Origin of the sequence: Candidatus Purcelliella pentastirinorum, from assembly GCF_003391335.1 — a bacterium.
Lineage (GTDB): Bacteria > Pseudomonadota > Gammaproteobacteria > Enterobacterales > Enterobacteriaceae > Purcelliella > Purcelliella pentastirinorum.
The window spans coordinates 91,246-104,495 of the sequence record NZ_CP028374.1; the positions used below are offsets into that span (position 1 = coordinate 91,246).

9 protein-coding genes are annotated in these 13,250 nt (G+C 19.1%); 7 read left to right on the plus strand and 2 right to left on the minus strand.

What is annotated here, in order from left to right:
• Nucleotides 1–7: 7 nt before the first annotated feature.
• From recD to fbaA, 6 genes are all read left to right on the plus strand, one after another.
• Nucleotides 8–1,837: an exodeoxyribonuclease V subunit alpha gene (gene recD, locus C9I82_RS00385; RefSeq protein ID WP_115955892.1), complete on the plus strand. Its 1,830-nt coding sequence runs from the start codon at nt 8–10 to the stop codon at nt 1,835–1,837.
• A gap of 79 nt (nt 1,838–1,916) precedes the next feature.
• Entirely contained in the window at nt 1,917–3,914 is a 1,998-nt protein-coding gene (gene tkt / locus C9I82_RS00390; protein WP_115955893.1) for a transketolase, read from the plus strand.
• Between the two features lie 86 nt (nt 3,915–4,000).
• A complete protein-coding gene (locus C9I82_RS02370; protein WP_275895747.1) occupies nt 4,001–4,123 on the plus strand; it encodes a hypothetical protein in 123 nt (40 codons plus the stop codon).
• 330 nt (nt 4,124–4,453) lie between these two features.
• Complete coding sequence (locus C9I82_RS00395; protein ID WP_115955894.1) at nt 4,454–4,783, plus strand: hypothetical protein; 330 nt, start codon at nt 4,454–4,456, stop codon at nt 4,781–4,783.
• 185 nt (nt 4,784–4,968) lie between these two features.
• On the plus strand, nt 4,969–6,156 hold the full coding sequence (locus C9I82_RS00400) for a phosphoglycerate kinase (protein ID WP_115955895.1): 1,188 nt from the start codon (nt 4,969–4,971) through the stop codon (nt 6,154–6,156).
• Nucleotides 6,157–6,244: 88 nt separating this feature from the next.
• Nucleotides 6,245–7,324: a class II fructose-bisphosphate aldolase gene (gene fbaA, locus C9I82_RS00405; protein WP_115955896.1), complete on the plus strand. Its 1,080-nt coding sequence runs from the start codon at nt 6,245–6,247 to the stop codon at nt 7,322–7,324.
• A 49-nt stretch (nt 7,325–7,373) separates the two neighbouring features.
• Here the strand turns inward: fbaA and eno are convergent, their stop codons facing one another.
• On the minus strand, nt 7,374–8,672 hold the full coding sequence (eno, locus tag C9I82_RS00410; RefSeq protein ID WP_115955897.1) for a phosphopyruvate hydratase: 1,299 nt from the start codon (nt 8,670–8,672) through the stop codon (nt 7,374–7,376).
• Between the two features lie 26 nt (nt 8,673–8,698).
• Nucleotides 8,699–10,321, minus strand: a complete 1,623-nt coding sequence (locus C9I82_RS00415; protein ID WP_115955898.1) for a CTP synthase — start codon at nt 10,319–10,321, stop codon at nt 8,699–8,701.
• Nucleotides 10,322–10,876: 555 nt separating this feature from the next.
• On the opposite strand from C9I82_RS00415, the gene C9I82_RS00420 reads away from it, so the two are divergent.
• Nucleotides 10,877–13,249: an AsmA-like C-terminal region-containing protein gene (locus C9I82_RS00420; protein WP_115955899.1), complete on the plus strand. Its 2,373-nt coding sequence runs from the start codon at nt 10,877–10,879 to the stop codon at nt 13,247–13,249.
• The last annotated feature ends 1 nt before the right edge of the window (nt 13,250 follow it).

Below are 13,250 nucleotides of genomic sequence, written 5' to 3' on the forward strand. Positions count from 1 at the left end.
AATATATATGCTAAAAAATATTTCAAATATAATAAAATTATTTTTAAAAAACAAAATAATTACAGAAAATAATCTAGATTTTGCAAAAATTCTCTTAAAAAAAAAAGAAAAATTACTTATTCTTATTATTGCAACATTACATGCTGAAATGAAACAAGGTAGTTCATGTTTGCCAATAGAAAACATATTAAAAAAAATAAAAAAACAAGTACCCAAAAATAAAAAAAAAAAAATAACAAAAATAAATATCTTAAAATCATTACTAAAATTTAATATGGTAAGTATCTATAGTGAAAATAACATAACTCCAATAATTATATTTAATAATAAAATATATTTATATAAAATATGGAAAATGGAAAATAAAATAGCTAAATTTTTAAATGTAAATAAAAAAAATAATTATATAAATTACAAAAAACTAAAAATTAATATAAATAATTTATTCAATAAAATAGATAAAAATCTAAAAATAGCTGCAAAACTTGCAATAACCAAAAAAATAACTTTTATAATGGGAGGACCAGGAACAGGAAAGACAACATTAATAAAAAAAATAATAATATTATTAATATACAATGCCAAAAAAAAAATTAATATAAAATTAGCCACTCCTACTGGAAAATCAGCTGCTAAATTAACTGAAGAAATAAACAAAAAAATAATAAACAAAAAAATAACAATAAAAAATAAAAAATATATTCCAAAACAGGCATATACGATACATACATTAATAGGTTTAGATTATTATAAAAATAATATTTATTATAAAAAAGAAAATAAATTAAATATAGATGTTTTAATAATTGATGAATCATCCATGCTAGATATGCAAATCATATCAAATATAATTTCAGCAATACCAATTAATACACAAATAATTTTTATAGGAGATAAAGATCAATTAGATCCTATAGGGATAGGTAATATATTGTCAGACATATATACATTAAAAAAAAATAAACAAAATAAATCATATATTAATAATAAAAAAAATTTTAAAAAAAATTATAAATTTAATACATTATGTAATAATATACATATTTTAAAAAAAAATTATCGTTTTAAAAAAAATTCTGACATAGCAAAAATGGCTAAAGCAATAAATTCAAATAATATAATTAAAGTAAAAAATTTATTAAATTCAAACACTAAAAATATAAAATTAATAAATGTCAATAAAAAAAATAATTACTTAATTTTAATAAATAAATTTATTAAAATTTACAAAAAAATTCTAAATATGTTACAAAATAAAAAACCTGTAATTAATATAATAAACTATTTAAATAAATATCAATTACTATGCGCACTAAAAAAAGGAAATTTCGGAACAAAAAAAATAAATAATGATATTAAATCAATTTTAATAGAAAAAAAATTAATAAATTATAAAAGTAAAATGAATAAATGGTACATAGGTCAACCTATAATAATAACAAAAAACAATTATAATTTAAAAATATACAATGGAAATATAGGAATAATTTTATTAGATAAAAATAAAAAACCTAATATATTTTTAAAAAAAAAACAAAAAAATATAAAAAAAATACCCATAGAATTTATAAAACATTACAAATCAGCATGGTCTATTACAGTACATAAAGCACAGGGATCAGAATTTGAAAAAGTAAGCTTAATATTACCAAATGAACATATACCAATATTAAATAAAAAACTAATATATACAGCAATTACAAGAGCAAAAAAAAAAATAATAATATATACGAATAAAAAAACTTTATATAAATCAATAAAATATTATATAAAAAGAAATACTGGTTTAACTGAACAAATAAATCGTTCATATAAAAAAGAAAAAATTATTTTTTAGCATATATATTAAATATATGTAATCACCAATTTAGTATATAATAATAGATTAATTAAAAAACGTATTAAAGGGTTATAAAATGATATCACGTAAAGAATTAGCGAATGCCATCAGAATACTAACCATAGATGCAATCTATAATGCTCAATCAGGTCATCCAGGAGCACCTATGGGAATGGCAGATATTGCAGAAGTATTATGGAGAGATTATTTAAATCACAATCCTAACAATCCTAAATGGATAAACAGAGATAGATTCGTTTTATCTAACGGCCATGCATCAATGTTAATTTATAGTATCTTACATTTAACAGGATACAATTTATCCATAAAAGATTTAAAATTATTTAGAACTATTAATTCTAAAACTCCTGGACATCCTGAAATTGAAAAAAATATAGGTATAGAAACTACTACAGGACCATTAGGACAAGGACTAGCAAATGGTATCGGTTTTGCAATTTCTGAAAAAATATTAAGTAATAAATTTAACAAAAAAAATTTTAATATAATAGATCACTATACATATATATTTGTTGGAGATGGGTGCATGATGGAAGGAATTTCACATGAAGTATGTTCCTTAGCAGGTAAATTAAAATTAAATAAATTAATAGTTTTTTATGATGATAATGGTATATCAATTGATGGACAAACAAAAAATTATTTTATTGAAGATATAACTCAAAGATTTAAAGCATATAAATGGAATGTTATTTCTAATATAGATGGACATGATGCAAAAAAAATAAAAAAATCTATTAAAGAAGCAAAAAAAGAATCTGAAAAACCATCACTTATTATATGCAAAACAATAATAGGTTATGGTTCACCAAACAAATCCGGAACAAATAAAATACACGGCTCACCTTTAAATAAAGAAGAAATATTATTGACAAGAAAAAAACTAAAATGGAAATATGAACCATTTTTTATCCCACAAATAATATACAAATTATGGAATGCAAAAAAAGAAGGAAAAAATAAGGAAAATAAATGGAATAAAAAATTTAAATCTTATAAAAAAATATATCCAAATTTATATCAAGAATTAAAAAGAAGAATAAAAGGAAATTTACCTGTAAATTGGAAAAAAAATATGAAAAATATTTTTATTGATTTACAAAAAAATAAAAAAAATATTTCTACTAGAAAAGCATCACAAAATATAATCAAAAATATTAATAAAATATTACCTGAATATTTAGGGGGATCAGCTGACTTATCAGAAAGTAACTTGACAACAAGTTCAAATACAAAAGATATAAATACTAATAATAATGGAAATTATATTTATTATGGTGTAAGAGAGTTTGGTATGACAGCGATAGCGAATGGAATATCAATTTATGGTGGATTTATACCATCAACAGCTACTTTTTTAACATTTTTTGATTATGCAAAAAATGCTGTTAGAATGGCAGCTTTAATGAATATCAGACAAATATTAATTTATACACATGATTCTATAGGTGTTGGAGAAGATGGACCAACACATCAACCAGTAGAACAAATAGCAAATATTAGAAGTATACCCAATATAAATCTTTGGAGACCATGTGATCAAATAGAAACATTTTTTGCATGGAAATATGCAATTGAAAATAAAAATTCTCCAACAGCTTTAATTCTATCAAGACAAAATACAATATATCAAAAAAGAAATAAAAATACATTAAATAAAATAAAAAGAGGTGGATATATAATAAAAGATAATTCAACTGAAAACAAACCACAATTAATTATAATTGCAACAGGTTCAGAAGTGCAATTAGCTATAAAAGCATATGATAAATTAATATCCTATGGATATAAAATTAGAATTATATCTATGCCATCTACAAATATATTCGATAAACAAAACAAAGAATATAAAGAATCAATACTACCTTCAAAAATTAAAAAAAGAATAGCAATAGAAGCAAGTTATTCGGATTATTGGTTTAAATATATTGGACTTGATGGTATAATTATAGGAATGAAAACATTTGGTAAATCTGGGAAAAATGAAGATCTATTCAAAAATTTTGGTTTTACTATAAATAATATTATAAAAAAAGCAAAATTAATATTATAATTTAATTAAAAATAAAGAATAATATTATTTTATAAAACAATTTAAATATTATTAATATTAAAATAAAAAAATTATATAGGATTATAATGAATATTCGTATATCAATTAATGATTTTAATAAAATTAAATATAACATTATAAGATTATCATATAAAAGAAAAAATAAAAACAAAAATAAAAAAAAAAATAATGTAGTTGTTATTAATTAATAAAAAAAAATTGATATAACTCATATTTGATAAAATATGATATAAACTAAAGTAAATTACCATATAAAATAAATAAGGATAATGATATTTTAAAAATTAATAAAAATAAAATACAAATTTTAAAATATAAAAAAATTAACCAATTATCATTAAAAAAATAAAAAATAGATATAGCTCTTGATTACACATAAACTTATAAAAAAATTAAAAATATAAAAAAATATTTACTTTCAAAAATAAAAAAGTTTTATTTTTACGTCCTGAAAATAAAGATATAAATAAAAAAATAATATTTGGAATAAATTATAAAATTTAAAAAAAATAAATAATATGACATATAATATATCATATACTTACAATTATACTATTACTATTATTAAAATATTAAATAATAAATTTGGTATCAAACATGATTATATAAACATAATTTATCCATCAATGAAAGAAAAAAATATTATTAATAATTATAATAATTATATAAATCTAATTAGATTTTCTGTATATTTAATAACACAAATAAATACTAATTTTAAAAAAAAAACTGTAATAATTTTACAAAAATTTAAAAATAAATTTATAACAAATATAATTGTAATATCCATTACAAATGTGACAATATTAATTTTAAATATTTTTCTTAAAGATAAAATAAATTTTTAATTTAAAAAATGATTATAAAAGAAATAGAATAAAAATAAAAATAAAATTTAGTACAAATATTAGCCTGATATAATAAACGGAGATTTGCTAATAAAATGATTGATACTACATCAGTAATATCATAAAAATATTTATAATTAATAAAAAACATATATTTATTTAAAATGAATTTAGGAGGTTTTATTATGTCTATAATAAAAATGACCGATTTAAACCTTAAAGATAAAAAAATATTAATACGTGCCGATTTAAATATTCCAATGAAAGAAAAAAATATTATTTCAGATGAAAAAATTAAAGCATTTATCCCTACAATTAATATAGCTCTTAAAAAAGAAGCAAAAATAATAATTACATCACATTTAGGAAGACCAATAGAGGGTAAATACAATAATGAATTATCATTAAAACCAATAGTGTATTATTTACAAAAAATATTTAAAAATAAAAAAATAATTCTAATAAAGAATTATTTAGAAAAAATAAAAATAAAAATAAAAGAAAATGAATTAATAATATTAGAAAATGTAAGATTTAATATAGGTGAGAAAAAAGATGACGAAAAATTAGCAAAAAAATATGCATCATTATGTGATATATTTGTTATGGATGCATTTGCAAGCATACATCGTTGTCATGCATCCACTTATGGTATCAGTAAATTTGCTAAAATATCATGTGCAGGACCATTATTATTAAAAGAATTAAATTCTTTAAACAAAGCACTTAAAAAACCTAAAAGACCTATGATAGCTATTGTAGGAGGATCAAAAGTATCAACCAAATTTAATGTACTAAATTCACTTGCAAAAATAGCAGATAGTGTAATCGTAGGTGGAGGAATAGCTAATACCTTTATAGCAATAGATAACAAAATAGGAAAATCTTTATATGAACCTGAATTTATAGAAACAGCAAAACATTTAAAAGAAAAATATTCATTTATAATACCTACAGATTGTTATGTAGGTACTGAATTTTCAGAAACTGCAATATCAACATATAAAAAAATTAATGAAATTTTAGATGAAGAAGAAATAATGGATATAGGTGACAAAACTATAAATAAAATAAAAAGATTAATAAATAAAGCTAATACAATATTATGGAATGGTCCAGTTGGAGTCTTTGAATTTAAAAACTTCAGAAAAGGAACAAAAGAAATAGCTTATAGTATAGCAAAAAACAAAGCATTTTCTATAGCAGGAGGAGGAGATACCTTATCAGCAATAAATATATTTAATATAAAAGAAAAAATTTCTTATATCTCTACAGGAGGAGGAGCATTTTTAGAACTAATAGAAGGAAAAGAATTACCTGTAATTTCAATTTTAAAAAATAAACAAAATAATTTAAAAAAAATACTATTATAAATTAAATTTAATGTTTCATATAATTGAATCTCATAAATAAAATATCAAATATAAAATATTACTTTAAATTTATTTTTAAAGGTTTATTATGACTAAAATTTTAGATATATTAAATCCTGGTGTTTTAAATAGCCATGATATGAAAAAAATATTTAGTATAGCAAAAGAAAAAAAATTTGCTATACCAGCTATAAATTGTATAGGAATAGATTCAATAAATGCAGTACTTGAAACAGCAAATAATATTAAATCCCCTGTAATTATTCAATTATCTTATAGAGGAGCAAAATTTATTGCTGGAAATTGCAAAAAATCAAAAAAAAAACATCACTTAGCCGTTATAGGAGCAATTTCTGCAGCTAAACATGTACATTTAATGGCAAAAGAATATGGAATACCAGTTATATTACACACTGATCATTGTAACAAAGAACTTTTACCATGGATCGATAAATTATTAATAGCAGGACAAATATACTATAAAAAGAAAGGAATACCATTATTTTCTGCACATATGATTGATTTATCTAATGAAAGATTAAAAAAAAATATTAAAATTTCTAAAAAATATTTAACAATTATGAAAAAAATAGATATGATACTAGAAATAGAATTGGGATGTACAGGTGGTGAAGAAGATGGTATAGATAATAGACAAATAAAAAAAACCAATTTATATACAAAACCTGAAAATGTAAATTATGCATATAAAAATTTAATATCTATAAGTCCGAATTTTATAATTGCAGCTTCATTTGGTAATGTACATGGAGTATATAAACCAGGTAATGTAAAATTGTTACCTAAAATCTTAAAAAAATCACAAGAATATATAAGTAAAAAACATAATTTATCATATAACTATTTAGATTTTGTTTTCCATGGAGGCTCAGGATCGACTTTAGAAGAAATAAAAGAATCTATAAATTATGGAATAGTAAAAATTAACATAGATACTGATATACAATGGGCTACTTGGCTAGGTGTTTTAAAATATTATAAAAAATATAAAAAATATCTACAAACACAAATTGGTAATCCGATTGATATAAATAAACCTAATAAAATATATTATGATCCAAGATCTTGGATACGAGCATCACAACTATCTATTTTGAAAAATTTAAAAAAATTTTTCAAAAAATGTAATGCAATTAATATATTATAAAAAATATGTAAATAAAAAAATAAATCAAAAAAAATAAAGACATTTTATATTAAAATGTCTTTATTTCACTAATACCATTAAATATTGCTTTATCTCCAAGATGTTCCTCTATACGAATTAATTGATTATATTTTGCAACACGATCAGATCTAGTTATAGAACCAGTTTTTATTTGTCCTGCCGAAGTACCAACAGCCAAGTCTGAAATAAAAGCATCTTCAGTTTCTCCAGAACGATGTGAGATAATTGTGGTATAACCCTTAATTTTTGCTATTTTAATAACAGATAAAGTTTCAGTCAAAGTACCAATTTGATTCAATTTAATTAAAATTGAATTAGCGATACCCTTATTTATTCCAATTTTTAAATATTTCTTATTTGTGGCAAATAAATCATCACCAACTAATTGAACACGTCTACCTAGAATATGAGTTTGATACAAATATCCATCTAAATCTAATTCAGACTGACCATCTTCAATTGAAGATATAGAATATTCTTGTATCAATTTATCTAAATAAGATGTGAATTCCTTAGATGAAAAAATTTTATTCTCACCTTTTAATTTATAAATTTTATTTTTTTCATCATATAACTCAGAAGCCGCACAATCTAAAGCTAAAACAATATCTTTACCAAATTCATATCCAGCATTTATTATCGCTTGTTTTATTATAAATAAACATTCTTCATTAGAAGATAAATTAGGAGCATATCCTCCTTCATCACCAACATTTGTATTTATACCTCTAGATTTTAAAATATCTCCTAAAAAATAAAAAATTCTATGACAAATTTGTAAAGATTCTTTAATATTTTTAGCAAGAATAGGTTGAATCATAAATTCTTGAATATCAATATTATTATCAGAATGCATACCACCATTAATAATATTCATCATAGGTAACGGTATAGAAAACTTATTTTTTGTATCATTAATTTCAGCAATATATTCATATAATGGAATATTTTTAGATAAAGAAGCAGCCTTAGCTACAGCTAAAGATACAGATAAAATAGCATTGGCTCCTAAATTAGATTTATTTTCTGTCCCATCTAAATCAATCATTATTTTATCAATATTACCCTGATCTCTAGCATCTTCTCCAATAATTTTATTAGATATAATATTATTAACGTTATCAACCGCTTTCATAACACCTTTACCTAAAAATCTTTCATAATCAAGATCACGTAATTCTAATGCTTCTTTGATACCAGTAGAAGATCCAGAAGGTACAGATGATAATCCAACAAAACCACCTGATAAATGAACTTCTGATTCTACTGTAGGATTACCTCTTGAGTCTAATATTTCTCTACTAAAAACTTTGATAATTTTAAACATTTAATTCTCCAAAAATATTTAAAAAATTAATTATTATTTTTATGTTTATTTGCTGCATTGATAAAACCTATGAATAATGGATGAGCAAGTAATGGAGTAGAATTAAATTCTGGGTGAAATTGACAAGCCAAAAACCAAGGATGTGTTACAATTTCAACTATTTCAATTAATTTATTAGTTAAAGAAATACCAGAAATAAAAAGTTCAGTATTAATAATATCCTTTAATAAAAATTTATTTATAGCATAACGATGTCTATGTCGTTCTAAAATAATATCAGAAGAATACAAATTTCTTGCCAAACTATTACTACTTAATAAACATTTCTTATTACCTAACCTCATTGTTCCACCTAAATTACTATTATTTATAAATTCATACTTATTATTACTACACTTATTAATTAATGAAATTATTGGATATTTACACGTAGGGTTAAACTCTACTGAATCAGCTTCAGAAATACCTAATACGTTACGAACATATTCAATAAAAACAATTTGTATACCTAAACAAATACCAAAAAAAGGTATGTTATTTTCACGTGCATATTTAGTAGCAAATAACTTACCATCGATACCTTTACAACCAAAACCCCCAGGAATTAAAATACCATGTAAATTATTTAATAATGTACAATCACCATTTTCTAAATCTTTAGAATTAATCAACTTAACATCTACTAAAGTACGATTATATAAACCACTATGTTTAATAGCTTCTAAAACAGACTTATATGCATCAGGAAATTTTACATATTTACCAATCATTCCAATGGTAACATAGTAAATTGTATTTTCCTCTTTATAAACAACTTCATCCCATACAGATAAATTCGCTTTAGGTACAATCATATTCAAATGTTTACAAACATAACTATCTAATTTTTGCTTATTAAATAATTTTGGTATCTTATAAATAGAATTAAGATTTATTAGTGATATAACGGCATTGTTATTAACATTACAAAATAATACAATTTTATTTAAACTACTAGAAGAAATTAAATCATCAGATCTACAAATTAATACATCAGGTTGAATACCTGTAGATAATAATTCTTTCACAGAATGCTGAGTAGGTTTTGTTTTTATTTCTCCCGCAGTTTTAATATATGGCACAAATGTTAAATGTATATACATTGTATTTCTACGAGTAAAATCAATACCCATTTGACGAATAGCTTCTAAAAACGGTAATGATTCTATGTCTCCAACAGTACCACCAACCTCTACAATTAAAACATCATAACCATAACCACATGCAATAATTTTTTCTTTAATCATATCTGTAATATGAGGTATAACTTGAATAGTAGATCCTAAATAGTCTCCTTTTCTTTCTTTACATATAACTTCATTATAAATACGACCTGTTGTATAATTATTACGATATGTCATTTTACTTTGAATAAATCTTTCATAATGTCCTAAATCTAAATCAGTTTCAGCTCCATCTTCTGTAACAAAAACTTCTCCATGTTGAATAGGACTGATAGTTCCAGAATCAATATTTATATAAGGATCTAATTTCATAACCGTTATTTCTAATTGTCTAGATTCCAAAATGTTTGCAAGAGCAGCAGAAGCTACACCCTTACCTAAAGATGATACAACACCTCCAGTTACAAATATATATTTTGTTGACATATTAACTCACAATAATATCAATTTAAAAATAAAATAATAAAAAAAAATAACTAAAAAACATTAATAGAAATATATATTTATTAAAATAAAACAATAACTTATTTAATATAATATATTAAAAAATATTAATATATAAAAATTAATAATATTAAATATTTTAAAAAAATAAAATTTAAATAAATGTTACTATACAACTTAAAACTATATATATTAATAAAATGATAATTTTTAAAAAATCATTTATCGCATCTATTAAATTAAAAATAGGTTTAATTTACTTTAAAACATTTAAACAAATAATTGATATTAAATTAAATAAAAATATATATTAAAATTATTAAATTTATACTTATGAAATAGTAAGAATAAAAAAAAATACTTTTTGATAAAATATTATTTATCAAACTAAATACAATATAATAAAAACATAAAAATTATATGAAATAAAAAATAATATTTTCAATATCAATAAATATTTTAATATTAAATAAAAAATTAAAAAAATAATTAATTAAAAATTAAATATTAATACTTATATAAATAAATGAGCAAATAGTGAGAAAAATATTAAAAATATTATTAATAATTACAACAATATCAACTTTAGCAATAACATATGTAATAATCAATATTAATTTAATTTTAATAAATTTAAAAAATTATTCAGAAATAATATTTTATTTAATATCAAAACATAAAAATATCTCAATACATGTTGAATCAATTCAAGGAAAATTTAATTTATTCAATCCTTTAATAAAAATGAAGAAAATATTTATAATATATCCAAATAATGATAAAATACTAATAGATAAATTAAATTTTACAATAGATATAAAAAAAACAATTTGTAATTTGAATTTATATATAAACTATTTTAGAATAGAAAAATTAAATATAAATACTAATTCAATAAACTTAAAAGAAAATAAAAAATTGTTTTTACCTAATCTTAAAAATATTAAAAAAATTGTTAACAAATTTAATTATTTAAACATATCTAAAAGTAAATTAAATATCTTTGATACAATCAAAAAAGAATATAAAATAATATCTTTTAATTTAAATATTAATAATAAAAAATACTTTTTAAAAAATAAATCAATAAACAATGTATTTAATAATAAAAAAAATAAAATAAAAATAAAAATAGATTTTAAAACAAAAATAGTTAAACTTTTATTTAATATAAAAAATAAAATTTATGTTAATAAAACATATAATATTAAAAATAATGAAAAAAAAAATTATACAGAAGGTAAAATTAACCTATATATATTAAATATAATAAAAAATAAACAAAAAAAATCAAGTAATATACAAATTAAATATTTTTATTATAAAAATACTAATAAAAAAAATACATATTTTATTAATATAAAAGATTCGCAAATAAAAATAAATAAGATTAATAAAAAAATAAAATTTAATATAAAATATATAAATATAAATAAAAAAATTTGGTTAAAAAAATATTTTTATTTTAATTTTTATACACAAAAAAAAGATAAAATTAAAAATAAAAATATTTTTTTTGAATTATTTTTATATAATAAAGAATTAAAAATAAAAATTAAAAATAATAAAAATATTTATTGTAACATTCACATAAATTTTAATAAATTTAAAAAAAATATAAAAAACAAAATAGAATTATCAAAATTAACAAGTAAAATAAATATAGATTTAATAAATTATAATAATATTAATTATTTAATAAAACTTTTAATTAAAATAAAAAATAAAAAAAAATTCAATATAATTCCTTTATCAATTAATACAAAAAAAAAAATCATTCATATAAATAATATAATTAGTGGGAATATAAAAAAAATAAATATTAAAACCATAATAGAAAAAAAAAAAATATTAGATAGCACAATATTCATTAAAAATAAACTAAAAATATTTTTTTATTTACTAAATTCAAAAAATCAATACATATCAAAAAATAATATTAACAATAATAAAAAATGGATAAAAAATATAATAAACTATATTACATCAAAAAAAAATAATATAATTTCAATTGAATATATAAAAATAAATATAAAATATATAAATATAATGGGACTAATATATAAAAATGTAATTTTTACTATATACACAAATGAAAATATAATTAAACTAAAAATAATAAAAAATGAAAATATTACAGAAATAGCATTTAAAAAAAATAATTTTAGAAAAATTTATATTCATTGCATAAATAAAAAAATTAATATTGATAAAATACCAATAAAGAAAATAAATACTAATAAATGCTGGTTAAAAAATATAATCTTATACATAAAAAATATAGATTTTTCAAATAAAAAAATATCATTTGACATAAACAAAATAAATAATTCAACTTTTCAATCTAAAACACATGTAATAATAAAAAAATATAAAATAATTTTAATAGGTAATATATATGGATATAATATTCAAAATTTATTTAAATATTTAAATATAAAAGTACCAATAAATAATTCAAATTTTTTTATAAAATATTATTTAACATGGAATAAAATATCATTAAATAATATAAACAATCACTTAAATGGAATAATCAAAATTAATTTAAACGAAGGTTTAATAAAAAATATTAATGTAAAAAAAATTAAAAAAATAATAAAAAAAATAAACATTAAACTTATCTTTATAAATATAAATATCATGATAAATAATTTATTACCTAAAAAAATATTTTTTAAAAAAATATTAGGAACAAGTAAAATATCAAATGGAATAATATACTTGAATAATATTTTATTAATAACTAATAATGAAAATATAAAAATAAATGGAAAAATTGATTTAAATAATAATAAAACAAATATTAAAACGACAATAGAACCCAAAATATATAAATCTATAAAAATTACATTAAAACTATTAATAGAACAAATCTTGAAATTAAAAAATAAAATATTAAATTTTTAAT

What these genes read in the sequence shown, in the direction of transcription:
- recD (WP_115955892.1), top strand. Translation starts at nt 8, where the DNA reads ATGCTAAAAAATATTTCAAATATAATAAAATTATTTTTAAAAAACAAA.
- C9I82_RS00415 (WP_115955898.1), bottom strand. Translation starts at nt 10,321, where the DNA reads ATGTCAACAAAATATATATTTGTAACTGGAGGTGTTGTATCATCTTTA.
- C9I82_RS00395 (WP_115955894.1), top strand. Translation starts at nt 4,454, where the DNA reads ATGACATATAATATATCATATACTTACAATTATACTATTACTATTATT.
- tkt (WP_115955893.1), top strand. Translation starts at nt 1,917, where the DNA reads ATGATATCACGTAAAGAATTAGCGAATGCCATCAGAATACTAACCATA.
- C9I82_RS02370 (WP_275895747.1), top strand. Translation starts at nt 4,001, where the DNA reads ATGAATATTCGTATATCAATTAATGATTTTAATAAAATTAAATATAAC.
- eno (WP_115955897.1), bottom strand. Translation starts at nt 8,672, where the DNA reads ATGTTTAAAATTATCAAAGTTTTTAGTAGAGAAATATTAGACTCAAGA.
- C9I82_RS00400 (WP_115955895.1), top strand. Translation starts at nt 4,969, where the DNA reads ATGTCTATAATAAAAATGACCGATTTAAACCTTAAAGATAAAAAAATA.
- fbaA (WP_115955896.1), top strand. Translation starts at nt 6,245, where the DNA reads ATGACTAAAATTTTAGATATATTAAATCCTGGTGTTTTAAATAGCCAT.